Source organism: Marinobacter shengliensis (genome assembly GCF_003007715.1).
Classification (GTDB): Bacteria; Pseudomonadota; Gammaproteobacteria; order Pseudomonadales; family Oleiphilaceae; genus Marinobacter; species Marinobacter shengliensis.
Genome location: NZ_PXNO01000001.1, coordinates 64,354 through 90,000, shown reverse-complemented (window position 1 = coordinate 90,000; position 25,647 = coordinate 64,354). Strand labels below are relative to the sequence as shown.

The window sequence follows — 25,647 nt, the reverse complement described above, 5'->3', positions numbered from 1 at the left end:
AACCCGAAAGCCTTCTTCACACACGCGGCATGGCTGGATCAGGGTTGCCCCCATTGTCCAATATTCCCCACTGCTGCCTCCCGTAGGAGTTCGGGCCGTGTCTCAGTCCCGATGTGGCTGATCATCCTCTCAGACCAGCTACGGATCGTCGCCTTGGTAGGCCTTTACCCCACCAACTAGCTAATCCGACTTAGGCTCATCCAGTAGCGCAAGGTCCGAAGATCCCCTGCTTTCTCCCGTAGGACGTATGCGGTATTAATCCGGGTTTCCCCGGGCTATCCCCCACTACTGGGCAGATTCCTAAGCATTACTCACCCGTCCGCCGCTCGTCAGCGGGGTGCAAGCACCCCCTGTTACCGCTCGACTTGCATGTGTTAAGCCTGCCGCCAGCGTTCAATCTGAGCCATGATCAAACTCTTCAGTTTAAATCATACAAGAACTCGAAAGTTCTTAATTCTTGCTCAAGACAAAACTCAATTTCGACGAGTCACTGTCCTGATATTTCGTATCCGAAATACCTCGGCCAGCGCCCACACGAATTACTTGGTTAACTTTTTAAAGAGCGTTTGAGCTGTTGCTCAATCAAGGCCGCGTATTCTACATCGTTCCGCTGCCCTGTCAACCGTTTATTTCGAAGAATCTTCAGATCAAATTTTCGAATACTTTCAAACAGTTGCTTTCGTCTGGGAGGTTGCCGTCAGCGGCTTGTCCCTCAGAAGTGGTGCGCATTCTACAGGCGCCACGAAAACTGTCAACGCCCTTTTTCGAAAAACTTTCCCCTCATTCGGTTTCCACCTATGCCACTGGTCAATACGCCACCAAAATGCTTACTTTCCAATCAAGCTCTGGACTTTCGCAAGGGAACCAACGAAGAAACACCAAACCAGTATGCCCTGATAAACAGCAAAGCCAGAAGCAACAGCCCGTATACCACCATTTCGGTCACATCGCTCCTTGCCTGCCACAAAAAATGCAGCCAGGCGAAAACTGCCGACAGGTAGATCAAGCGGTGGACCGGTTTCCATCGACGACCCATCCGCTTCATCATCGCTTTTGTTGACGTTAATGCGAGAGGAATCATCAGGAGGAAGGCGACTGCCCCCAGGGCGATGTAGGGCCGGCGTGTGAAAGTCGCCCACAAATCGCCCCAACCGAGAATCAGCTGCAAGAACGCAAACACATGCAACACTGCGTAAAAGAAGGCAAACAAACCCAGCATGCGCCGATGGCGTAACCAACCAGGCCAGCCGGTCATTTTCTTCAAAGGCGTTATCAGAAGCGTCACAAGCAATAACTGAAAGGCCGCAATACCCAGCCGCTCTGTTATCTCCTGGCCAGGATCCGGCCCTATTCGGCCAAGCACAACATCGGTCACCAGCCATATCAGCGGCATCAAGGCGACGCAAAAGACGATAACTTTTGCCACAACGCTCGACACCATTCGTTCGGCTGCAGGCAACATCAGTAGAACTTGGCCAGGTCCATCCCTTTGTAGAGATGGGCAACCTGCTCTTCGTAACCATTAAACATCCGGGTTTCCATCCAATTCGGACGGAGTACACCAGAGGGTAAACGCCGCTCTCTCTTCTGACTCCAACGCGGATGATCCACCTCAGGGTTTACGTTGGCATAGAATCCGTACTCACTTGGCGCAAGCAATTCCCAGGTCGTTTTAGGCTGCTCTTCCAGAAACCGAATCCGAACTATCGATTTAATACTCTTGAATCCGTACTTCCAGGGAACCACGAGGCGGATCGGAGCGCCATTCTGATTAGGCAGGGTTTCGCCGTAGAGACCAATCGCCAGGAAAGAAAGCTCGTTCATCGCCTCATCCATACGTAGCCCCTCCCTGTACGGCCAATCTATGGTACTGAACAGGGAGCGCTGCCCTCGCATCTGTTTTGGGTCATGCAGGGTTTCGAAGTACACGTACTTCGCTCGCGAATTCGGCTCCAGGCGGCTTAATACTGTCGCTAACGGCACGCCAACCCAGGGAATCACCATAGACCAAGCCTCAACACAGCGGAGCCGGTAGATTCGCTCTTCATAGTCGTGGGGCTTCAGCAGATCTTCCAGAGCGTAACGACCTGGCCGGGCACACTCGCCATCAACCTCCACAGACCAGGGGTCCACAGACATCTCGTGGGCATACTTGGCAGGGTCGCCCTTGCCGGTGCCAAACTCATAGAAATTATTGTACTTGGCTACTGCATCAAAGGGCGTTTTCTTCTCGTCGGTCGAGTACTCCGGCGCTTCACGGAAGGTCAACGGTGTGGTTGTCGGGCTGCCACCTGCCCGCAAAAGGCCGGGCGCAGCGAGGGCTGCAGCAGAGGCAATAGCTCCGGTCATGAATTTACGTCGGTTCAGATAGACAGACCGGGGAGTGACTTCGGATTCGGGCAAAGACCATGAAGGACGCCGTTTGATGAGCATGGGCTGACTCCAGAGGAAGCGGTTTAAATAAGTGACCGTAGATTCCCGGAGAAATTCCCGCCCGGACTTCCCCGGGCGGGTGCACTATAGCATCAGGCGCGTTTTGCCTTTTGTCTAAACAAGGCGCGCACCGGACCAGACAGTGCATATATCAGGAATGCCGTAAACAATACGGTTGCCGGGTCAAGGGCGATCACCACAAGAATCAGCACTACCAGCAGGATGGCCGCGAATGGCACCCGCCCCCGCATATCGAGATCCTTGAAACTGCGGTAAAGCACATTGCTGACCATCAATAGGCCGGTGCCGCCGACAACGATAATCGAAAGCAGGGTCAACCAGGTGGCTGGCTCATACTGATGGAAGCACCAGACCAGACCCGCCACACACGCTGCAGCTGCCGGGCTTGGCAGCCCCACAAAGTACTTTTTGTCCACCGATCCAATCTGGGTGTTGAAACGAGCGAGGCGCAGGGCAGCTCCGGCAACGTAGATGAATGTAATAGCCCAGCCAACCTTGTCGAGGCCGTTCAGAGCCCAGAAAAAAGCCACCATTCCGGGCGCAACGCCGAACGCCACCATGTCGGCAAGGCTATCGTATTCTTCCCCGAACTTGCTCTGGGTATTGGTCATCCGCGCTACCCGGCCATCAAGGCCGTCGAGAATCATGGAAACAAATATCGCGATGGCGGCATTATCGAAAACACCATTGGCCGCCGAGACAATGGCATAGAACCCCGAAAACAGGGAGGCCGTTGTCAGCGCATTGGGCAGGAGATAGATACCTTTACGGCGCACCTTGGCACCCTCAACCACCTCTTCTTCAACCACTTCACCCGCCGCAATATCTGGCTCGGGACCACCTTGTGACTCGGGCTTGTCGACAGTTTTTTTATCTTCAGTCATTCCATAAACTCCGGAAAGCATTTGGGCGGAGTATATACGAAAAACGCGGCCACTAGGGCCGCGCTTTCAAACCGTACCGGAAATTCCGGATCAGTTCTTTTCTTTGTCTACGATCTTGTTCGCGGAAATCCACGGCATCATGGAGCGCAGCTTCTCGCCTACAGTCTCGATCTCGTGCGCCGCGTTCTGGCGACGACGAGCGGTCATGGACGGATAGTTCAGGGCGCCCTCAGAGATGAACATCTTGGCGTATTCGCCACTCTGAATGCGCTTCAGTGCGTTGCGCATGGCTTCACGGGACTGCTCGTTAATCACCTCCGGGCCGGTTACGTACTCACCGTACTCGGCGTTGTTGGAGATGGAGTAGTTCATGTTGGCGATGCCACCTTCGTACATCAGGTCAACAATCAGCTTCAGCTCGTGTAGACACTCGAAGTAAGCCATTTCCGGAGCGTAGCCTGCCTCAGTCAGGGTTTCGAAGCCAGCTTTAACCAGCTCAACCGCGCCGCCACACAGAACCGCCTGCTCACCGAACAGGTCGGTTTCGGTTTCGTCTTTGAAGGTGGTTTCGATGATACCGGTGCGGCCGCCGCCTACGCCGCTGGCGTAGGACAGAGCAACGTTCTTGGCGTTGCCGGAAGCGTCCTGGAAGATGGCGATCAGATCAGGAATACCACCGCCCTTGGTGAACTCGGTGCGCACCGTGTGGCCCGGTGCCTTCGGGGCAACCATGATCACGTCCAGATCTTTACGGGGAACGATCTGGTTGTAGTGGATCGCGAAGCCGTGAGCGAAGGCCAGGGTAGCGCCCTGCTTCAGGTTCGGCTCGATTTCCTCGCGGTACAGCTGGGCCTGGAACTCATCCGGAGTCAGCACCATGACAACGTCGGCGGAAGCAACGGCCGAAGCCACGTCGCTGGTCTTCAGGCCATAGGCTTCGGCCTTGGCGATGGAGGAAGAGCCGGCGCGCAGGCCAACCACTACGTCAACGCCAGAGTCTTTCAGGTTGCACGCGTGGGCGTGGCCCTGAGAACCGAAACCCAGAATGGCAACTTTCTTGCCCTGGATGATAGAAAGATCACAATCCTTATCGTAATAAACCTGCATGAGAAACCTCTATTATATGTAATGGCCCTGCCGGGCCATGATGTTCAAATTTGCAAAGCAGCCTCAGAGGCTGAGCACCTTTTCGCCACGAGCGATACCTGACACGCCGGTACGCACCACTTCAAGGATTCCGGAGGTACCTACCGCCTGGATAAAGCCATCCAGCTTTTCGCTGTCACCCGCCAACTGCACCGTGTACACGGAACTGGTCACGTCCACGATCTGGCCTCGGAAGATATCCACCGTGCGCTTGATTTCCGCACGCTGGGAGCCGGTCGCCTTGAGCTTCACCAGCATCAGTTCGCGTTCAATGTGCGAACCTTCGGTGAGGTCGACCAGCTTGACCACTTCAATCAGCTTGTTCAGCTGTTTGGTGATCTGTTCGATGACCTTATCAGAGCCGGTGGTGGTGACGGTCAGGCGGGACAGAGTCTCATCCTCCGTCGGGGCCACGGTCAGGGTCTCGATGTTGTAGTTGCGCTGCGAGAACAGACCAACTACCCGAGACAAGGCACCGGGTTCGTTTTCAAGCAAAACAGAAATGATTCGACGCATGATCACACCCTCTCCGTTTTGCTGAGCCACATGTCTTTCATGGAACCACGGGCAACCTGCATAGGGTACACATGCTCGAAGCGGTCAACGTAGATGTCCACAAACACCAGCTTGTCTTTCATCGCCAGAACTTCCTTGAGCTTGGGCTCGAGATCTTCCTTGCGCTCGATGCGAACACCGACATGACCGTAGGCTTCCGCCAGCTTGATGAAATCGGGCAATGACTCCATGTAGGATTCAGCGTGCCGGGACTCATAGTTCATGTCCTGCCATTGCTTGACCATACCCAGTGCCTGGTTGTTCAGGTTGATGATCTTCACAGGCAGATTGTATTGCTTGCAGGTAGACAGCTCCTGAATGTTCATCTGGATACTACCCTCACCGGTGAAGCACAGCACTTCGTCATCCGGGTGAGTCAGCTTGATGCCCATAGCTGCCGGCAAGCCGAAGCCCATGGTGCCAAGGCCCCCGGAGTTGATCCAGCGGTTGGGCTTATCAAACTTGTAATACTGGGCCGCGAACATCTGGTGCTGACCAACATCGCTGGTCACAAAGGCGTCGCCGTTGGTGAGCTTCCAGAGCATCTCAACCACTTCCTGCGGCTTGATGACGTCCGGACTGGTCTCGTAACGCATCCCGTGGAATGCTCGCCACTCTTCAATCTGCTTCCACCAGGCCGCGAGCGCATCCGCATCCGGCTTGTCTTTGGACTCTTTGACCAGTGAGAGCATTTCTTTCAGAACCGCATCCACCGGGCCCACAATCGGCACATCGGCATCAATCGTTTTGGAAATAGACGCGGGGTCAATGTCGATATGGATGATGCGAGCGCCAGGGCAGAATTTCTCGGTGGCATTGGTTACCCGGTCATCAAAACGCGCACCGACGCAGAGAATCAAGTCTGAGTGGTGCATCGCCATGTTGGCTTCGTAGGTGCCGTGCATGCCCAGCCAGCCAAGGTGCTGTTTGTCAGTCGCCGGATAACAACCAATGCCCATCAGGGTATTGGTGATCGGGAATCCCAGTGTCTTGGTCAGCTCAGTCAACTGGCTGGAGGCCTTACCCAGAATCACCCCACCACCGGCGTAAATCATCGGGCGCTTGGCTGCCATCAGCATATCCACGGCTTTCTTGATCTGGCCTGCGTGGCCACGAACCGCCGGGTTATAGGAGCGCAGTTTCACTTTCTTGGGATAGGAATACTCATAGCGCTCGTTCGGGGTGGTCATATCCTTGGGGATATCCACCACCACCGGGCCTGGGCGGCCGGTCGCGGCAATGTAGTAAGCCTTGCGAATGACTTCGGGAATCTCTTCCGGATGGCGCACACTGAGGTTGTGCTTAACCACCGGGCGGGAAACACCCATCATATCGGTTTCCTGGAAAGCATCTTCACCAATCAGGGTGGATGCAACCTGGCCGCACAGAACCACCATGGGGATGGAATCCATAAAGGCGGTGGCAATGCCGGTAATAGTGTTGGTGGCTCCAGGACCCGAGGTCACCAGTACGGTACCTGGTTTTCCGGTTGCACGGGCGTAGCCGTCGGCCATGTGGACCGCCGCCTGCTCGTGCCGAACCAGAATATGCTTGACTTTGTCCTGCCTGAACAGCGCATCATAAATATGAAGGGCTGCACCACCCGGATAGCCGTATATGTATTCGATCCCTTCATCTTGCAGGGAGCGGATCAGCATATCGGCGCCAGACAATAACTCCACGATTTTCTACCCTCTTCTACGAGTGAATGAGCCGGGTTTCGCCCCGGTTGCCTGGATTTTCGGTTTCCCTGCTTCTTTTGAAAGCGGAACCGGCACTCCTCCACACCATGAATAAGAGGTTGTCTCCTGGCCAGCCGCCCTCCTGAGGGTTGCGGAGAACGACCAATCAACGGGTTGCACGTAAGCAACAACCAGCGCCCGCCAGCGCGTGGCGAACTCAGTGTGGTGATTAACGGGGGATACTCGCTCGGGATTGCCTGCCGTATTGACCCCAGTCTTCAGGCAATCGGTAATTCTGACAGCGGGAAACTCACTGTCAATAGGCGCTGTGGCTTAATTGCGACCATTTTCCTCTACACTCTGCCATACTGACCGGATATAACGTGCAAGAGATTTGAACCAGGCAAGGGAAAATCCATCGTTTCGGTGGCATGATATCCCCAGGCAGTAGACAAGAAACGGGCAGAGACATGAATCGAAAAATCCTGATGCTGACACTTCTGATGGCGATGACACCGGGCCTTGTGGCCGGCGCTTCAGTGTATAAATGGACAGATGAGAACGGGGTAACCCACTTTGGCGACCGCCAGCCAACGGGCGCGAACTCGGAGCAGGTGAATGTCCGCTCCGGCACGACCAGCAGAAGCCAGTCCGGCCAGCGCCAAAGTGCCCAGGAACAGCTGGGAGAACTGCAGGAGCAGCAGCGCTCCCAGGAACAGCGCCGTCAGGAGACCGCTGTTGAGGAAGCGCGCCGCAAGCAGCGGGAAGCCAATTGTGCCACCGCCCGGTCAAACCTGGACGTGCTGAACAGCAACGCGCGGATCCGGGTTGAGGAGAACGGCGAGATGCGCTACCTGGCGCCGGACGAAATCGAAGAGCAACGTCGCCGGTTCCGGGAGATTATGGAAGAAAACTGCGGGCCGGAAGGCTCTGCACCCGCCCAACGCTAGTTTTCTCACCACAAAAAGGCCGGGCAACCACGTTTGGTTGCCCGGCCTTTTTTATTGGCTGACGCCCGGCTTTGTCAGGCCTTCGAGAACACCAACTGGTCGTTCTCTACAGCGGCACGAATAGTGTCGCCGGGCACAAAGCCGCCCTGCAGTAGCTTCTGCGCCAACGGGTTTTCAATCATCCGCTGAATCGCCCGCTTGAGAGGACGTGCACCGTAGACCGGGTCGTAGCCCACTTCCGCCAGCAGTTGCATAACCGCATCGTCCAGTTCAAGCTTCATATCCTGATCTTTCAGTCGCCGCGCCAGATTCTCGATCTGGATACGGGCAATACCTTGAATCTGGCTTTCCGCCAGCGGATGGAACACCACCACTTCGTCTACCCGGTTGATGAACTCAGGGCGGAAGTGCGTTCCAACCTCCTCCATGACTGCCGCCTTCATGGCGTCGTAGTTTTCCTCACCCGCCTTTTCCTGAATGATGTGAGAGCCCAGGTTTGAGGTCATCACGATCACGGTATTCCGGAAGTCGACCGTACGGCCCTGGCCGTCGGTCAGGCGACCATCATCCAGCACCTGCAGCAGGATATTGAACACATCAGGATGGGCCTTTTCGACCTCATCCAGCAGCAGCACCGAATACGGCCGGCGGCGCACCGCCTCGGTCAAGTATCCACCCTCTTCGTAGCCCACGTAACCGGGAGGCGCACCGATCAGACGAGCGACGGAGTGCTTCTCCATGAACTCGGACATATCGATCCGCACCATAGCCTCTTCGGTATCAAACAGGAACGATGCCAGGGCCTTACACAGCTCGGTCTTGCCCACACCGGTCGGCCCGAGGAACAGGAACGAGCCATTCGGCCGGTTGGGATCAGACAACCCGGCCCGGGACCTACGCACCGCATTGGAGACCGCCTCGACCGCTTCATGCTGGCCGATCACCCGGTCATGGAGGGCGTCTTCCATCCGCATCAGTTTATCCCGCTCGCCCTCAAGCATCTTCGATACCGGAATGCCGGTCCACTTGGAGACAATTTCGGCAATTTCCTCGTCGGTTACCCGGTTGCGCAGCAACTTCATTTCCATCATTTCAGCCTGGCTGGCCATATCCAGCTGGCGCTCCAGTTCCGGGATGGTGCCATACTGAAGCTCGGACATTTTGCCCAGATCGCCAGCGCGGCGGGCGTTTTCCAGGTCAATCCGGGCCTGCTCCAGCTGGCTCTTGATCTTCTGGGAGCCGTGGAGTGCCGCTTTCTCGGTATTCCAGACTTCTTCCAGATCGGCGTATTCACGTTCGACATTGCCGATCACCGAGGACAACTCTTCCAACCGCTTTTTGGAGGCCGCATCGGTTTCTTTCTTCAGGGCCTCACGTTCGATCTTGAGCTGAATCAGGCGGCGCTCCAGACGATCCAACGCCTCGGGTTTGGAATCCATTTCCATGCGAATCTGGCTGGCTGCTTCATCCACCAGGTCAATGGCCTTGTCCGGCAGCTGGCGATCGGTGATGTAACGGTGGGACAGTTTCGCGGCGGCGATGATCGCGCCATCGGTCACTTCCACACCGTGGTGAACTTCGTAACGCTCTTTCAGGCCACGAAGAATCGCAATGGTGTCTTCCTCACTGGGCTCGGTCACCAGTACTTTCTGGAAACGGCGCTCGAGCGCTGCGTCTTTCTCGATGTTTTCCCGGTATTCGTTCAGGGTGGTGGCACCTACACAGTGCAACTCTCCCCGTGCCAGCGCGGGCTTGAGCATGTTGCCGGCGTCCATGGAGCCTTCGGCTTTGCCGGCGCCGACCATGGTATGGATCTCATCGATGAACAGGATGATCTGACCTTCCTGTTTGGACAGTTCGTTAAGCACGGCTTTCAGGCGCTCCTCGAACTCACCGCGGAACTTGGCGCCGGCGATGAGTGAACCCATGTCCAGAGACAGCACCTTTTTATCCTTGAGGCCGTCCGGCACTTCACCGTTGACGATGCGTTGGGCCAGGCCTTCAACGATGGCAGTTTTACCCACACCCGGCTCACCAATCAGCACGGGGTTGTTCTTGCGGCGGCGCTGGAGTACCTGGATGGTGCGGCGGATTTCGTCATCGCGGCCGATGACCGGGTCCAGTTTGCCGGCTTCGGCGCGCTCGGTGAGGTCGATGGTGTATTTGGACAACGCCTGACGATTTTCTTCGGCACTGGCGTCGTTGACGGTTTCGCCGCCGCGCACGGCATCAATGGCTTTTTCCAGGGCAGCCTTGTCCACGCCCTGTTCTCTCAGCACACGGCCGAGGGAGCCGCGGTCTTCGACGGCTGCCAGCAGAATCAGCTCACTGGAAATGAACTGGTCGCCGCGCTTCTGGGCCAGTTTGTCGGCCATGTTGAACAGCCGGCCCATGTCGTTTGACATGGACACGTCGCCGGCGTTGCCCTGCACTTCCGGCAGGTTTTCAATTTCTTTGGCGATGGCCTGGCGCACGCGGCCGGGCTCTACACTTACCTGCTGAAGGAGGGGTTTGATCGAGCCACCCTGCTGGTCGAGCAGGGCCTGCATCAGGTGGACGGGCTCGATGAAGTTGTGGTCTTTGCCGACGGCAATGGACTGGGCATCGGCCAGGGCGCTTTGCAGTTTGCTGGTGAGTTTGTCGATTCTCATGTGTTCGTTTCCCCGAATTTTGTGCGAATACCGGTTGGTGGTTGGTGAAGGGTATTCGTGTTGCTTTGAGAATTAATGTAGGGGCAACCTGGGGGACTTCAAGTTGGCTTGGGGCTATTTCGTCAGAAATTTGACGGCGGTCAGTCTTGGCGTGGAGTTTGGTTCGTTACGGGCATGCTATTACGTCGTCGGGGCTGGAACAGGGAGCGCTTTCCAGAACACGCCGTAAATACTTCCCTGTAGGCTTGACTGCAGCATCCCTGCTGCAGACAGTTCTGGAAAGCGCTCCCTGCCCCAGCCCGATGCTTCGGAGTTTTTCGCCCGAGACGTCTTGGGTTTGATTATGATTTCATCCAGATCAACGTCGCCATTCTTCCGGTTTCACCGTCTCTTCGATACGAGAAGAACCAGTCGCTGTCGTTGACGGTGCACAAACTGCCGCCTGAGATGGACGTAACGCCGGCTGCTTTCAAACGCTGACTTGCGAGTTGGTAGATGTTAGCCAAGTAGTGGCCGGGGCGTTGTTTGGAGGGGGTGAATGCCTGATCGGCTTCAGGGTTGTGGTCGAGGAAGGCCTGCCGGACTTCGGGGCCGACTTCGAAGCTGTCGGGGCCTATGGCGGGGCCGAGCCAGGCCTGGAGGTTGGATGGGGGTACGGCCATGGCGGTGATCAGGTTTTCGAGTACGCCACCGCACAGGCTGCGCCAGCCGGCGTGGGCGGCGCCTATGATGGTGCCGTCGGTGTCTGTCAGGATGACGGGCAGGCAGTCAGCGGTGAGTATGGCGCAGGCGATGCCGGGGTGGCGGGTGTAGCTGGCATCGGCTTCGGGTATTGAATCTACGTTGTCTGGCGTGAGTTCTAGCACACCGGTGCCATGAACCTGGTTGAGCCAGCCGATGTTGGTGGCATCCAGACCGGTGAAGGCGGCCAGGCGGTTGCGGTTTTCCGCTACGTGGTCCGGGTTGTCGTTGACGTGCCCGCCCAGGTTCAGGGCTTCCCAGGGCGGCAGGCTTATGCCACCTTTTCGGGTTGTGCACAGGGCCCGCACATGAGCTGGCGCGCGCCAGCTCGGGGTCAGGGTGTTGTTATCAGAAATCACTGTTTTCCAGCTCCCGGGCGTGTTTGCGCAGGGCTTCGATGAGTTGGACCATATCGTCCGGCAAGGGCACTTCCCAACTGAGGGTTTCGCCGGTTGCCGGATGTTCCAGAGTCAGCCTTCTGGCATGCAGGGCCTGTCGGTTGAATGCTGCCAGGGCCTGGCGAAGCTCTTCCGTGGTGCCTTTGGGCAGGCGCAGGCGACCGCCGTAGGCAGGGTCACCCACCAGAGGGTGGCGCACGTGGGTCATGTGCACGCGGATCTGGTGGGTTCGGCCGCTTTCCAGTTTGCACTGGATATGGGTGTGGGCGGCGAAACGTTCCAGCAAACGGTAATGGGTAACTGCCGGTTTACCGGAGGAAACCACCGCCATGCGCTTGCGGTCCTGGGGGTGCCGGCCGATGGGTGCGTCTACGGTGGCGCCGCCGGTCAATGAGCCGACCACAACCGCTTCGTACTCCCGCCCCATCGTGCGGGTTTGCAGCTGGTCCACCAGGGAGGTGTGAGCAATCAGGCTTCGGGCCACCACCATGATGCCGGAAGTGTCCTTATCCAGGCGGTGAACAATGCCGGCCCGGGGCAGGTTCTCTACTTCTGGCGCATGATTGAGCAGTGCGTTGACCAGGGTGCCATCGGCGTGGCCGGCGGCAGGATGTACTACCAGGCCCGCGGGCTTGTTGATCACCAGCAGGTGCTCATCTTCGTAGACAATGTCCAGACTGATGGGCTCAGCTTCCCAGGTCACCTGTACTTCCGGTTCAGCGTCCAGGTCGAGAACGTCATCCAGCATCACCTTGTCTCTGGGCTTGCGAACGGTGCCGTTAACGGTCAAGGCGCCGCTTTTGATCCAGGACTGCAGGCGCGAGCGGGAATGCTCGGGCATCAACTCGGCGGCGGCCTGGTCCAGGCGCTTGTCGCTGAGCTGCGGGGGTACTATGTAATGTCCGGTAATCCGGTTATTGGAAGACATTCAGCCTCTTTTTGCTACAATGCGAAATTCATTCAAGTTGTGACCATTATACGGGATTCCGGCATGAGATCAGTTGTCCGATTACTGCTACTTTCCACAATGATAGCGCTGGCCACGGGCTGCGCTTCCAAAAAAGACGTGGAAGTGCTGCCGGAGAAGACCTATTACGACAATGCCCGCAAGGCGATGAACTCCGGCAACTTCAATGAAGCCGAGCAGAACCTGGATGCCCTGGAAACCTACTACCCGTTCGGCCGCTATGCCGAGCAGGCCCAGTTGGACCTGATCTACGCCCGTTACCAGAATCTTGATCTTGAGGGGTCCCGGGCAGCGGCGGATCGTTTCATGCGGTTGAATCCGCAGAGCGAGCACCTGGACTACGCCCTCTACATGCGTGGCCTTGCTTCCTATAATCTCGATATCGGTCTGGCGGCGCGATACTTCGCCATTGATGTTGCCGCCCGAAACCCTGGCGAGCAACTGCAGGCCTTCCGGGATTTTTCTCAGCTTCTGAACCGCTACCCGGACAGCGAATACGCCCCGGATGCCCGCCAACGTATGATCGCTGTGCGCAACCGGATGGCGGAACTGGAACTGCACGCTGCCCGCTATTACATCAAGCGTGAGGCATACATCGCGGCAAACAACCGGGCCCGCTATGTTGTCGAGAATTACCCGTCTTCACCGTCCGTGGAAGAAGCGTTGATTCTACTGGCCGATACCTTCCGGTTAATGGACCTGAAAAAAGGCGCCAGCGACGCCATAGCCACCCTGCGCACCAACTTTCCCAACAGCGAGGCGTTTGATGAGAACGGCGAATTCCAGTCTGACCGCCTGCGCCGCCAGAATCGTTCGCTCACCAATGTGGTCACCTTTGGCCTGATTGGCGACGAATAACCATCCAGATGTCAAAAGGGCCGGGAGCATTCGCCACCGGCCCTTATTTCTTTCAAGGGGAAGCAATCAGAAACCAAGCTTCCATCCATTGGTGATCGGATAGCGACGATCCTTACCGAAACCCCGCTCGGTAATACGCACGCCAATCGGCGCCTGGCGCCGCTTATACTCATTGATATCCACCAGGCGCACCACCCGCTCTACATCCGCACGGGCAAACCCCTCCGCGACAATCGCCTCGGCACTGTAATCCCGCTCCACGTAAAAATGCAGAATCTGGTCAAGGATGTCGTAGCCGGGCAAGCTGTCTTCGTCTTTCTGGTCGGGCGCCAGTTCGGCCGACGGCGGACGGGTAATCACCCGCTCGGGAATAACCGGTGCCAAGCTGTTGCGGTACCAGGCCAGGCGGAACACCAGTGTTTTCGGCACGTCTTTCAGCACATCGAAGCCGCCGGCCATATCGCCATAGAGCGTGGAGTAGCCCACCGCCATCTCACTCTTGTTACCGGTGGTCAGTACCAGAGAGCCAAACTTGTTGGACAGGGACATCAGCAACACGCCGCGCAGGCGAGCCTGGAGGTTTTCTTCCGTGGTGTCTGAAAGTGTACCTTCAAAGGGTTTCGCCAGAGTCGCCATAAAGGTGTCGTACATGGGCTCAATGGAGAACACATCGTACTGAACGCCCATAGCCCTCGCCTGAGCTTCCGCGTCTTCCAGGCTGGCGCTTGACGTATAACGGAATGGCATCATCACCGCCCGCACCCGCTCCTTGCCCAGGGCATCCGCCGCCACTGCGAGAGTGACCGCAGAATCAATGCCGCCGGACAAGCCAAGTACCACAGACTTGAAACCGTTTTTATTAACGTAGTCCCGAACACCGGTGACTAGCGCGTTGTAGACATTCGCTTCCAGTGACGGCTCCGGAGGTAGTGGCTGAGACACCGGCTGGCAGTGGTGTTCACACAGAAAATCCACCGGAAACAGGCCGTTGGTGAACTGGGGAATCTCTACTTTTAAGGTGCCGGAGTGGTCATAAACCATCGAACCTCCATCAAACACCAGTTCGTCCTGCCCACCCACCAGGTTGACATAAACGATACTGACACGATTTTCCGTGGCTTTGCGCTCCAGCAACGCCTTGCGACGGGCCTGCTTGTCGATGTCGTAGGGAGACGCGTTCAGGTTCAGGACCAACTGGGCGCCAGCGGCCGCCGCATCTTCCAGGGGGCCATCTTTCCAGAGGTCTTCACACACGGTGATACCCACCGGAACTCCTTTGATGTCGACCACCAGGGTCTGCGAACCTTCGGCAAAGTAGCGCTTCTCATCGAACACCTGGTAGTTCGGTGGGCAGCGTTTGAAATACCGGCCCCGGGTTTCCCCGGCCTCGATGATCACTGCCGCGTTATAGAGCAAGCCCGCCGAGCGGAGAGGCGCACCAATGATCATGGCTGGGGCCAGGTTCGCCTGCTTCAAACGCTCAAGCGCTTCTTGCACTCGCAAATCCAGGCTCGGCCGAAGCAACAGGTCTTCCGGCGGGTACCCTGTCAGGCAAAGCTCTGGAAACAGCACGATATCGGCCTGATGCTGCTCCTCTGCCTCACGGGTGGCCTGAACGATCAAGTCGGTATTGCCAGGAATATCCCCCACCAGAAAATCCAGCTGGGCCATCACCACCCGTAGCTTACGGGGCGCAGCAGTGTCTGCGGTGGTTGTACCGGTTACCGTCATGATCAGGGCTCCTGTAACTTATTGCCGTTAAAAGGCTATTATAACCCTCCATAGACAAGGATTTCTCCTGACCAAAGGCAGATAACCATACCCATGGTAACCGACGCATCTTCAGCCACAGCCGCGCGCTCTCCTTTCGGGCCACGAGCACACCATCAGCAGGTGAGGCTGTTCCGCATCTACAATCATTACCGGCTGGTGATCAGCCTGATGCTGGTCGGCCTGCTGTTTGTGGACCCATTCACCACCGATTCCAAATTTCGCTGGCTGGATTATTACCAGGCAGGCGCGGTGTCTTATCTCGCCATCAACGCCTTTGTTGGTCTAATGCTGCTGGCCGGGCTGCAGCCACGGCAGCGGCACATTACCCTGTCTATTCTGATCGATATCCTGATAATGCATGGGCTGTTGCTGGCCAGCACCGGCATCACCAACGGCCTTGCCAATCTGGTCATTGTCTCCGTTGCCGCTGGGAACATCCTCAATCCCAGCCGCATGGGCACTTTCTACGCTGCGCTCGCAGCCATCTGTTCCCTGGGCATCTCCGGCTGGGCGGTGCTGGTGATCAACGAATCCGCGGACGATATTGTTCGCGCCGGCTCACTGGGCATCCTCTATTTTGCCGCTGCCTTCGTTTTGCAAGGCATCTCGAAGCGTATGATGCGCAGCGAGGCGCTTGCCACCAGCCGGGCCCGAAGCATTGCGGAGCTGGAGCAGATCAACCAGCAGATCATCCAGCGCATGCGAACGGGCATTCTGGTACTGGACCGTTTTGGCCAGGTCCGACTGGCTAACGCAGCGGCGGAGGAGCTGCTTTTCGGTTCGGTCACCAGCCAAAGTAGCGCAGAGCACCACAACCGATTACTGCCCAAACCGTTGCGCAAAGGTTTGGAGACCTGGCTGAAAAACCCCAACATGCGCATCGAACCGTTTCAGGCGTCGCCCACCTCCCCCCTGCTACAGGCCAACTTTACCCAACTGGATCAGGAGCGGGGTGACCAGATTCTGGTGTTCATCGAGGATATGAGCAAAGTCACCCAGCAAGCCCAGCAAATGAAGCTGGCGTCGCTAGGGCGCCTGACCGCCGGCATCGCCCATGAGATCCGCAACCCCCTCGGGGCCATCAGCCACGCAGCACAACTGATGGAGGAGTCGCCCAACCTGGACAAAGGCGACAAACAGATGCTGGATATCATTCGCCGACACTCGAAGCGGGTGAACGGCATTATTGAGAACGTGCTCGACCTGTCCCGGCGCAGGGCCGCCAACTCAGAGCAAGTGAACGTGAGGGACTGGCTTAGCGAATTCACCCAGGACTTTCAACAAACCCGAGACGACGGCTCCAAAGCCATTATTGAGTTACTGGCAGACGACGCGGTGCCGCCCGCTCGCTTTGACAAGAGCCAGATTGAGCAGGTCATGGTGAATCTGTGTGACAATGGTTTGCGCTACAGCAAACAGCAGACCGGCCAAAACAGGATACAATTAGTGGTTGGCGCCACCGCCGATGGCGAGCGGGCTTACGTGGATGTCCGGGATTTCGGCCCCGGCATTGCACGGGAACACCGACACTCGGTATTTGAGCCCTTCTTCACCACCGACAAGAGCGGCACCGGCCTTGGCCTGTACCTGGCCCGGGAACTTTGCGAGGCCAACCAGGCGCATTTGTCGCTGGTGGAGAATGAACAGCCGGGCTGTCGCTTTCGCATTACCTTCGCGCATCCCGGGCGGATGATCTGAACCGGGCGCGGGGCATCGGGCGTTTGAAATTCAACAGGGAACCGAACACAAATAATGACACACCAAACAGCGCTGATTGTTGACGACGAACCGGATATCCGGGACTTGCTGGAAATCACCCTCACCCGCATGGGGATTACCACCTACACCGCACCTGACCACAGCCCGGGCCTTACTTGAACAACACAAGCCCCAACTGTGCCTCACCGACATGAACCTGCCCGATGGCAACGGTATAGACCTCGTGCATTGGATTCAGCAGCACACACCCTGCACGCCGGTGGCGGTGATCACCGCTTACGGCAATATGGACACGGCTATCGAATCCCTGAAAGCCGGCGCTTTCGACTTTGTCTCAAAACCCGTGGAACTGCCCCGCTTGAGGGAACTGGTGAACAGTGCCCTGAAGCTGAGTGAACCGAAAATCCAGGACACTGCAGATGCCGATGAACCCGGCCTTCTGCTCGGCGAGTCCCCACAAATTCGCAAGCTGCGAAACCAGACCCGAAAACTGGCCCGAAGCCAGGCACCGGTGTTTATCAGCGGCGAATCCGGCAGTGGTAAAGAGCTGGTCGCCCGCATGATCCACATGCAGGGGCCAAGGGCCGATGGCCCCTTTATTGCCGTTAACTGCGGCGCCATCCCTTCGGAACTGATGGAAAGCGAGTTCTTTGGCCACAAGAAAGGCAGCTTTACCGGTGCGGTCGAAAACAAGGAGGGCCTGTTCCGAAGCGCCAACGGCGGCACCCTGTTCCTGGACGAAGTCGCCGACCTGCCCCTGGCCATGCAGGTAAAGCTGCTGCGCGCCATTCAGGAAAAAGCCGTGCGACCCGTGGGCGACACCAAGGAAGTGCCGGTGGATATCCGCGTACTCAGCGCCACCCACAAAAACCTGCCGGAACTGGTGCAGGAAGGCAGCTTCCGCCAGGATCTGTTCTACCGGATTAACGTGATTGAACTGGCAGTACCGCCTCTGCGCGAGCGAGCGGAAGACATTTCCCTGCTGGCCGACCATATTCTGCAGCGCATCGCCCGAGAGTACGAATGCGATCCGGCCAAACTAACGCCAGCCGCAATAGATCGCCTGCAGGGATACGATTTCCCGGGCAACGTGCGGGAACTGGAAAATATTTTGGAGCGGGCGTTTACGCTGTGTGATGAAGATTTGATTGATGCGGCTGATTTGCATCTAGGAGGTGGTGCTATCCCCGGAACCCCGGTATCGGAGCGCAGCTCTGACACCGGCACATCGGAGGCTCCTGCTCCTGTGCCCGAGGGGGAGATAGACCTGGAGGGCTTCCTGGAGAACATCGAGCGGCAGGCGATTGAGAAGGCGCTGGAGGCAACCCGATGGAACAAGACGGCGGCGGCTAAGAGATTGGGGATCAGTTTTCGGGCGTTGCGGTATCGGTTGAAGAAGTTGGGGATGGAGTGACAGAAATGTGGCCCGATTATCAGAATCCCGACTGATAACCCGTAAACTTGCTCACGCTGCGGCCAGGACGGCCGCATATCAACATGAAAGGAATCACTATGACTGCCCGACGCAATCAGTCAGGGGTGACGCTACTCGAGCTCCTGATTACCTTAGCTATCCTATCCATCATCGCAGCTTTTGCCGTTCCATCTTTAAACTCTCTGGTTACACGCTCAGCACACCAAAGCAATCAAATGGATCTGCTGGGAATCATCAACCTAGCACGAACAACAGCGATTATGGAGAGCACGAACGTTACGCTTTGCCCCCTAGATGAAAACGGAAAATGCAGCAAGGACTGGAGCCTTGACCTTGTGGCCTTCAGGGATCCCAAGCGCGCCAGACAACTGGTTGACTCGTCCCAGGTGATTAGAGTGTTACAAGCCAAGAATAATGGCAAACTCAAAGGGAATGCCGGAATCCGAAGCTACTTCGGCTTCCGGCCCAGTGGCGCTGCCCGGGAAGCTATCGGCAACATAATCTGGTGCCCCAATAGCAATGACCCCAGAGATGCCTTTCAGATCAGGATCAACATGGGTGGGCGGCCTATGGTGGCCAAGGACACCAATGAACATGAGATTGTCAAAGGCGCGGATGGACGCGCTATTTCCTGCTCATGACCTCATTGCCAGTTAGTTCGCAACCCGGTCGAGTCCAAACTGATGTTGCCTCCCCCTTGTCCGTTTTTGGGAACCGCTCGCAACTCATAAGCCGTAACGGTGGCTGAGACTATTTCTAGATCATAAAACTTATTGTTACCGTCGAGAGGTGCCTCAGCTGGGAAAATTCCACCTGCGCCAACGGTAGCCCCATCGTAGGTGCCATTCTGAGTGTGGAACCGCTCCATTGCGTTAGCCAACGACATCAGGGCTGCTTGAGCATCCCCAGCTCTCGTTCGCTCAACGTGACCCTGATAAGACGGCAGCGCAATCGCGGCGATGATTGCAATGATCGCAACCACAATCATCAGCTCAATCAACGTGAAGCCCACCTGTTTTCTCTGCATAGATAGCATGGTTACTCCTCGTAATGCGGCTGCAATACAGCCGCACCCATAACATTAATCGTAAATTTCTTGCCAACTTACCCGACCAGTCCGACCACCAGGACCAAGATCAATTTCATCTTCCATGAAAGTATTGTCGGAAAGCGGCGTAATCATGTAATCGCCAATGAAACCACTCACGTTTGGCATGCTACCCTCAACACGGTAACCGACGACGGGCTCGCCAAATCTGGTAAACACCGCACGATCTGGGGTTCGTCCATCCAGGCCGAAGGCCATTATCCAACCGTCACCACCCGCAGCACAGGGATCTGATGTCGGTATGGTCGAGTTTACAAATGCATACTTACCGCGAATCCGAGTACGCTGCACGATACGCTCTCCTACGTCAGACGCACGGTCAAAGTCCACGTACCAACCTGCCTCGCTTGTCCACTCAGTCCCACTAGATTCGCGAACTTTATAATCCACCCCGTCAACATTTACATCACTATGGCTCAGGGTCCTCGGTAAAAGATCATCTCGAGTAAGTGTAGTATTCCGCCGCCCCTGATCAGTAATACCGTAATAAGACTGGATCGCAGTTCTGAACGGGTCATCGGATGTCAAATACTGACCGGTCCCGAACAATACAAGAAGGTTTGGCTCATTGCCTGGCTGGGGGCTTCGAACGACAGCGGGCGGAACCGTTATCGGTTGCACGACGCCATCTCTAACTGCAGTAAATAGGGCGCGCGGCGAAGTCCCCTGGCGAACGATAGAACTCCAGGAATTACTTGAGTATTCCGCACCCCACATATTGCCTTTGAGATCTCCGCCGTAAATTCTATCTACGATGCGATTCCCCGTGAGGTCAACGGCTGTCACGGCAGACAAGCCGGTCCCGCCAGAATTCTCAAAATTGATAAAGCGATAATCTGTGCCTGATGTCCAGGAACCGTCCAAACCACCTTCAAGATCAATCATGAAGATCCCAGTTTTACCAGACCCGGAGTTGTAGCCATTTCCTACCAGAGCAGTCCACCGGTAATCACCATTACCCCACGGAGCCATTACGATCAGAGGAGGTTCAGTGATGTATCCCAAGTCGGGGTGCGTAAATTCCCAGAGAACCATATTGGACGCATTGGTCTCGGAGAAATTGGTAGGGTTTGTTACGTCCAAGGCAAATAGTCCCCGCGCTCCGGCTCTCGATCCACCGATTAAGACGGTACGCCATGCACGAGACGCCCCTCCGGTGCCACTGATATAAACATCAGAGGTGGCGGGAGTTAAATCAACATAATACTTATGCGTATAGTTTGGGTCCGTTAGATAATGCAACCCGCTCTGAGCTTGGTCAGAGAAGACGAAGCTCGGTATATATGCAAATAGCTCCTGGCCTCCGCCACTCGCAACCAACTCTTCTGCAGAGAACGCGTGTAACATGCCATCATTAGCACCTACGTATACTACTGGATCACGATTGGCCTGATTCGCTTTAAAACTGTTGTAAGTGGACCCCGAAACCCCAAACGGCTCGCCATTCGGCCAGTTAAGGGCCGGCTTACCCACATATATCGGAGAAGAGTTCACAATATCTCCAAGACGCGAAGTACGAGATCTCATTCCCGCTATATCTTCACCCCTTAAATAGGCGATACGCTCCGCCGCAAGATCAGAATCTCCTCCGTATGAAAGATCAGCACGCTGCGTTGCATTCAGCATATTGAATTCAGCTGTTGTAAAAGGCAATCCGTCGCTGCCGTTAAAGGTAATTATCTGGCGCGGGTTAGAAATCAAGTCACGATTTGTTAGCAGGCGTCCCGCTTCCCAAATATCAGCGCCATCAACGCTCGGCACTCCCTGGGCATCTCGCGTTAAGCCACGGGCGAAAAATTCACCACTCCAGTTCGTTGAGTCAAACCGAGCGCCAAACAAAAGACTGTCCGTCTCCAGCGATGTGGTGTTGAAGCTGACACTGGTTGAGGAACCCCGAGATATTTCCGAGCCGGCAGCTTCAAATGCAGATTCCAGTGCCCGAATCATTTGAGCGGCCTCCCCGGCCAAAAAGTAATTGTCTGGTCTCGGGAAGGTACTACCAGAATTCGGCGTTAAGATCTCGCCATTTGTATGCCATTGATCAAGGGTAAGTCCTGTCATTGTGTCAGGGTCAAAACCCTCGGGTTTAACAAATCCACCATACTTAGTCGCCAGGTAATACTGGTTCCGCGCAACCCGTTCCAGGACTCGGTTTTCCAGAACGTCGACCCAATAAGTCGAAGCCGTCTGTACCCCTGCGAGATCCGATCTCATGTCACGCGTGTGATTGTGGAACGCCAGGCCCGCGAGGTAAGCCGAGTTACTACGACCGGAAAATGCGTTTGTGTTGGCTATATCACCAAGCCCCTCGAAACCTCCAATTCGGTTAGTTTCTGTCAAAACATTTACAGTATTGTCAGCCGCGACCTCCGCCGGCATGCTTGGTTCATTGGATCTGTAAGCGTCGTTACCAGGGAGGTTTTTATCTCTGTGGGTGTTTGCGTCTCCAATCCCTAACAAAACGTTGGGCTGGCACTCATATTGGATGGGGTCATCCCAGTCTTCTATCACGGGAAAAAAGTCACGCCAGCGTGCCGCAGTAGTCGCGTCGGCATTCCCCATAGCACTGTACGCTGCAACATTCCCTTGATTCTTCAGGTACCGGGTAGCTGCGTAATAGAGCTCACTCACAGGGTCGATTGACTTAAGGTTACCGGTACCCAGTTGGCCGAACTTGTTGATGTAGTTGATTACGCCACTATTCTGGATGCTCGAATGAGTGGCCGCTGCATCGTCTGCGTCGGGGTTCTGCAAAAACACACCCGTACTTGGGTTCCACTCCTTTCTCGGATTATCTACGAAGCCTTGGCCTTCCACATAACGTCTTGGTCCCACGTATTTTTGCCGGGCCCTCAAAACGCCGCCGTCACGGAGGCCATCACTATCATTTAAATAACCGAATACGCTAAAACGAATCTGTTCTGCATTTTTCTGAATCACCCCCTCCGGTTTGTAGTTACTCCCATACGCTACACAGTTATCCTCCGGGAACTGGGGATCACAAACCTTGACCCGCACATGAACGTTATAGGCTCCCGAATTCCAGTCGGTAGAGGTTGAAGATGGATTATAAGATGTACCGCTCTCTCCAAGAGAGCCGTCATCAAGCCGGAAGCGCATTTGCACCCCTAAACCATTTATTCTGGTCCTGACGCTGCTTGCTGAATTAAAGGGAGTTGCCCCGGCCACTTCAGAGCCAGACACTTGTCTATCAGGAAATAGACTACCTTCACCACTCTGGCGAGCTTTCTCCAACCAGGTTTCCGTTACAGTGTCACGATAACGGTATCCACCGGTGAGCACCTTTCGGAATGGGTCAATCGTTTGCGTGGTTGCCCAGTTGAGATAGTTCCCGCTCCATTGACCAGGACCAGTACAGCGACGGTTATTGGTCGTCGCGGTAGGATAAAAGTGGCGCTCGGCCGAACTCGCGTCGTAGTTGTAGACGTAACACTTACCCGGATCGAAATACCCTTCAAAAGTGTTGTCACTCGAATAATTGTTGCTGAGGTTCGCCACACTGTTAACGGTTGGATATTCCACAGATGGCACCAATACCATATTTCCAGGCACATCTCCGCCACCGAGGAAAAGTGGCTGGGTAGCCAATTCTCCCGGGGCACTATACCCTTGCGTTGGCAAAATCAGACTTAATGAAATTCCGATGTTCCGGGCAGCTCGCTTAAAGCCGTTAGTTACATTTTTCATAACAAATCCTCAAAAGCCCTGCCGAATATAAAAAGATTCAATAACCCGCTGGGATTCCCCGGATACACCGGGACTCCAAGCCACGATTCGAAATGCCTGGGCATCCTGCGGAGGCGGCGCACCATAACCATCTCCGATCATGATGTCTTCCGCTTGTCTGGCTTCGCCCTCATGGACGATGAAGTAACGAGGAGTTACGCCAACTCCAGTTACAACATCTCCCTCTACCACGCCGGTTCCCGACCAGGTATCAGGATCAATGGGGTCTGGCCCGGCTTCACCAATAGGATATAAACCGTTCGTTCCGTTGAACCCCGCAAGACTGGTAAGGGCGTCAATAAATATCTCAGCATCTCGGATTGCGGACTCTGCAATCTCAAGGGAGATCATTCCCTCTCGTTCCGCTGAGACCATCCGCTCCTGCAGAACGGTGTTCTGCATACTGGAAATAGCCAACAGCGTCAGGACCAGCAGGAGGAGTAAAGATAGAATTAACGCTGCGCCACGTTGGTAATAATTCATCATGTGCCCTTACCCCCCCACTCTATTGCGCAGAGACGTTGTAGTGGTGTAGACCCGATAGAGAAAAGTGTCTGCTGCAGTAGTCAGCAGTGAGGCATCATCTTCGCAATCAAGCCACCCAGGAAAGCAAAATGATTGAGAACCATCGGTAAGACCGTCCCGATCGGAACGAATCAGGAAACTTGTCCTTATCGCAATCGCCCTATCTGCTTGCTGGCGACCGGCGGCAGTCAAACCAATTGGGTCTTCCCACACATTGACTCGCCCATTCCCATTTGTGTCGACACCAAACTGCAGCTGAAAATTCACGACATTTGACATAAGCGCGGAAGCGCCCGTAATGGTTCCAGAGGTAGCTCCAGCCCTCACGTTTACACCGTCGGTAATCAGCTCGCGACGCCCATCAGTTGCATTATCAACAAGATAAAAACGTTGCTGCCTGGGCCTAAAGATGCCACCACCTCCAGGGTCTTGATTGTAATCAAGACTCAGAGTCTGGGTTGCGTTGCCTGGCCCGCCCGATGAAACAGTTCCCGTGTTGTGTACAACCTGAACCGATGAACTGGACGACGGCCCGGTCATCTGAAAAATGTCGCCCGCTTTACAGTTGGTGACTATCAGGATATCTCCAACTGTCAATGATGATGAGTCATCTACAGCCATGGTCGCAGCTCCAGGGCTAGGAACGAAGGTGACCTTTGCTTCAGCGCCTCCAGCAACGCCTCCCAGATACAACATATCCGAGCCACCGGGTCCGACATTATTCTCCGCGTCCACTCCTCTCATTAACGCTTCAACATTGAACGATGAACCCGTATTCAACATATTATTCAAATCGGAAGTATCCTGAAGACACCCCCAGTAATCAGCGTTTCGGATCTCTCTGGACAGTATGCCGAGGGCCATGCGTCCACTTTCCTGAATTCTGGAGCTCGCTTCGGCCAAACGAAAACTTTGGCTGTTTGAAGTAAAAATGTGCACCAACCCCAATGTCAGTATCAAAGACAGCGTCAAAGCAACCATTATTTCGATAAGCGACAAACCACTTTGTCGACGTATGAGCTTTCTCATTGACTTAACCTCGCCCTAAAAGTGAAGACTTGGGCAGCTGCCTCAGCTCCATATTCCCGCTCCGTCCAGGAAACTTCTATATCAACAAAGCCATCGTCTGTCGAAATGTCAGCAGTTGCCCCTGGCACCGCTCGGTTTAGTGTTGCCAACCAATGCGCCTCGTCGTCAGCCCCCACCAGCTGACCATTATTGGCCCTGATCATCTCAACCATTTCTGCAGCGTGGTGATTAACTTGAGAGCGCAAGTTTGCATTGCTCACTTGCTGAAGCGACAGTAGCTGGGTACTCGCGACACCTAACAAACCTATCAGCAGAATCAATAGTGCAATCAGCACTTCTATCAGGGTATAACCCCGTGCAGTTTTGTGTTTTGGAACAGCTATAGTTCTTTTCATGCAAACTTCCTGACGATCAACCATAACTAGCAATCCACCTCAATGGTTGAGGTTTTACCCGCTCGCTCCACTGAAATTCGACGCCCTTCAGCACCAGAACATACGGTAAAAGTCACTGGTGCCGCGGCCAAACCCAACGTCGTCAATCCACTAGCACGGAACGTCACGGTCGCATTCGAAATGGTGGTATTCCCCGAGGAAGGCTCGATTCGCCGGAGGATGGTTGCATCTGACGCCAGCTCGGCGGTCATGACGTTTCCATCGGCTTTAACCGTTACAGACTGCCCTCTACGGACAGCCTCACTTCGTCCAAAATTTACCAAGCCAACCGCCGAGTTAGTTGTGGAAACAACCCGATTATTTTCAATTAGCCGTGTAAAGCTGGGAACCGCGATACCAGCAATGACCGCAATCAACGCAATCACGATCATCAACTCAATTAGCGTAAAACCTTTTGAAGACTGCATAGGGCGATCATCTACATCCATTAACGTAGTTTCATAATAGAAAAGCCGGCGGTTAAACTCTCCGCATCGACGACGAGTGGTCTCGAATCATGGATTAGTGGCCATACACGCTAAAAAAACGTGATGGCCATCAGGAAATGGGAGTTTTGAGAGCTGAAGGAGG

General features: G+C 55.4%; 20 protein-coding genes, 1 rRNA gene and 1 pseudogene (1 of these 22 only partly in view). 5 read left to right on the top strand and 17 right to left on the bottom strand.

What is annotated here, in order from left to right:
• The 7 genes from C7H10_RS00375 to C7H10_RS00345 form a co-directional block, all read right to left on the bottom strand.
• Positions 1 to 425 (bottom strand): 16S ribosomal RNA (locus tag C7H10_RS00375); it reaches 1,116 nt to the left of the window's first position.
• A gap of 413 nt (positions 426 to 838) precedes the next feature.
• Positions 839 to 1,426, bottom strand: coding sequence for a protein-methionine-sulfoxide reductase heme-binding subunit MsrQ (locus C7H10_RS00370; RefSeq protein WP_244178146.1), 588 nt, complete (start codon positions 1,424 to 1,426; stop codon positions 839 to 841).
• Between the two features lie 35 nt (positions 1,427 to 1,461).
• Positions 1,462 to 2,433 carry a protein-methionine-sulfoxide reductase catalytic subunit MsrP gene (gene msrP, locus C7H10_RS00365; protein ID WP_106693214.1) on the bottom strand — a complete coding sequence of 324 codons (972 nt, stop codon included), beginning with the start codon at positions 2,431 to 2,433 and terminating at the stop codon, positions 1,462 to 1,464.
• Between the two features lie 92 nt (positions 2,434 to 2,525).
• Entirely contained in the window at positions 2,526 to 3,338 is an 813-nt protein-coding gene (pssA, locus tag C7H10_RS00360) for a CDP-diacylglycerol--serine O-phosphatidyltransferase (protein ID WP_106693213.1), read from the bottom strand.
• A gap of 90 nt (positions 3,339 to 3,428) precedes the next feature.
• Positions 3,429 to 4,445 (bottom strand): ketol-acid reductoisomerase, encoded by a 1,017-nt coding sequence (gene ilvC / locus C7H10_RS00355; protein ID WP_061332343.1) that lies wholly within the window; start codon positions 4,443 to 4,445, stop codon positions 3,429 to 3,431.
• 63 nt (positions 4,446 to 4,508) lie between these two features.
• Positions 4,509 to 5,000: an acetolactate synthase small subunit gene (gene ilvN, locus C7H10_RS00350; protein WP_058091315.1), complete on the bottom strand. Its 492-nt coding sequence runs from the start codon at positions 4,998 to 5,000 to the stop codon at positions 4,509 to 4,511.
• Between the two features lie 2 nt (positions 5,001 to 5,002).
• A complete protein-coding gene (locus C7H10_RS00345) occupies positions 5,003 to 6,721 on the bottom strand; it encodes an acetolactate synthase 3 large subunit (protein WP_061332345.1) in 1,719 nt (572 codons plus the stop codon).
• Between the two features lie 470 nt (positions 6,722 to 7,191).
• Between C7H10_RS00345 and C7H10_RS00340 the strand changes: the two genes are divergently transcribed.
• Entirely contained in the window at positions 7,192 to 7,671 is a 480-nt protein-coding gene (locus C7H10_RS00340) for a DUF4124 domain-containing protein (RefSeq protein WP_061332346.1), read from the top strand.
• 74 nt (positions 7,672 to 7,745) lie between these two features.
• Here C7H10_RS00340 and clpB read toward each other — a convergent pair whose 3' ends face one another.
• The 3 genes from clpB to rluD form a co-directional block, all read right to left on the bottom strand.
• On the bottom strand, positions 7,746 to 10,322 hold the full coding sequence (clpB, locus tag C7H10_RS00335; protein ID WP_106693212.1) for an ATP-dependent chaperone ClpB: 2,577 nt from the start codon (positions 10,320 to 10,322) through the stop codon (positions 7,746 to 7,748).
• Positions 10,323 to 10,663: 341 nt separating this feature from the next.
• The gene (gene pgeF, locus C7H10_RS00330) at positions 10,664 to 11,422 is read right to left on the bottom strand and encodes a peptidoglycan editing factor PgeF (RefSeq protein ID WP_106693211.1); all 759 of its coding nucleotides are present in this window, start codon (positions 11,420 to 11,422) and stop codon (positions 10,664 to 10,666) included.
• Entirely contained in the window at positions 11,412 to 12,389 is a 978-nt protein-coding gene (rluD, locus tag C7H10_RS00325) for a 23S rRNA pseudouridine(1911/1915/1917) synthase RluD (RefSeq protein WP_072678289.1), read from the bottom strand. Before rluD ends, pgeF begins: the two co-directional genes overlap by 11 nt.
• Before the next feature lie 63 nt (positions 12,390 to 12,452).
• On the opposite strand from rluD, the gene C7H10_RS00320 reads away from it, so the two are divergent.
• Positions 12,453 to 13,286 carry an outer membrane protein assembly factor BamD gene (locus C7H10_RS00320; protein WP_106693210.1) on the top strand — a complete coding sequence of 278 codons (834 nt, stop codon included), beginning with the start codon at positions 12,453 to 12,455 and terminating at the stop codon, positions 13,284 to 13,286.
• A gap of 66 nt (positions 13,287 to 13,352) precedes the next feature.
• Here C7H10_RS00320 and C7H10_RS00315 read toward each other — a convergent pair whose 3' ends face one another.
• Positions 13,353 to 15,017: an NAD+ synthase gene (locus C7H10_RS00315; RefSeq protein WP_106693209.1), complete on the bottom strand. Its 1,665-nt coding sequence runs from the start codon at positions 15,015 to 15,017 to the stop codon at positions 13,353 to 13,355.
• Positions 15,018 to 15,110: 93 nt separating this feature from the next.
• Here C7H10_RS00315 and C7H10_RS00310 point away from each other — a divergent pair, with 93 nt between their 5' ends.
• The 3 genes and pseudogenes from C7H10_RS00310 (at position 15,111) to C7H10_RS00300 (ending at position 18,854) form a co-directional block, all read left to right on the top strand.
• Positions 15,111 to 16,757, top strand: coding sequence for a sensor histidine kinase (locus tag C7H10_RS00310; protein WP_106693208.1), 1,647 nt, complete (start codon positions 15,111 to 15,113; stop codon positions 16,755 to 16,757).
• Between the two features lie 54 nt (positions 16,758 to 16,811).
• A pseudogene (locus C7H10_RS00305) lies at positions 16,812 to 18,192 on the top strand (sigma-54-dependent transcriptional regulator).
• Between the two features lie 98 nt (positions 18,193 to 18,290).
• Positions 18,291 to 18,854, top strand: a complete 564-nt coding sequence (locus C7H10_RS00300; protein WP_167392860.1) for a GspH/FimT family pseudopilin — start codon at positions 18,291 to 18,293, stop codon at positions 18,852 to 18,854.
• Positions 18,855 to 18,856: 2 nt separating this feature from the next.
• Here C7H10_RS00300 and C7H10_RS19390 read toward each other — a convergent pair whose 3' ends face one another.
• From C7H10_RS19390 to C7H10_RS00270, 6 genes are read right to left on the bottom strand one after another with little or no spacing between them, the layout of a single operon-like run.
• On the bottom strand, positions 18,857 to 19,249 hold the full coding sequence (locus C7H10_RS19390; protein WP_106693206.1) for a type IV pilin protein: 393 nt from the start codon (positions 19,247 to 19,249) through the stop codon (positions 18,857 to 18,859).
• A gap of 45 nt (positions 19,250 to 19,294) precedes the next feature.
• The gene (locus C7H10_RS00290) at positions 19,295 to 23,029 is read right to left on the bottom strand and encodes a pilus assembly protein (protein ID WP_106693205.1); all 3,735 of its coding nucleotides are present in this window, start codon (positions 23,027 to 23,029) and stop codon (positions 19,295 to 19,297) included.
• A gap of 9 nt (positions 23,030 to 23,038) precedes the next feature.
• Positions 23,039 to 23,554 (bottom strand): pilus assembly PilX family protein, encoded by a 516-nt coding sequence (locus C7H10_RS00285; protein ID WP_106693204.1) that lies wholly within the window; start codon positions 23,552 to 23,554, stop codon positions 23,039 to 23,041.
• 6 nt (positions 23,555 to 23,560) lie between these two features.
• On the bottom strand, positions 23,561 to 24,622 hold the full coding sequence (locus C7H10_RS00280; RefSeq protein ID WP_106693217.1) for a PilW family protein: 1,062 nt from the start codon (positions 24,620 to 24,622) through the stop codon (positions 23,561 to 23,563).
• The gene (pilV, locus tag C7H10_RS00275) at positions 24,619 to 25,017 is read right to left on the bottom strand and encodes a type IV pilus modification protein PilV (RefSeq protein WP_106693203.1); all 399 of its coding nucleotides are present in this window, start codon (positions 25,015 to 25,017) and stop codon (positions 24,619 to 24,621) included. The genes C7H10_RS00280 and pilV overlap by 4 nt, the downstream gene beginning before the upstream one ends.
• Before the next feature lie 26 nt (positions 25,018 to 25,043).
• A complete protein-coding gene (locus tag C7H10_RS00270) occupies positions 25,044 to 25,505 on the bottom strand; it encodes a GspH/FimT family pseudopilin (protein WP_106693216.1) in 462 nt (153 codons plus the stop codon).
• Positions 25,506 to 25,647: the final 142 nt, after the last annotated feature.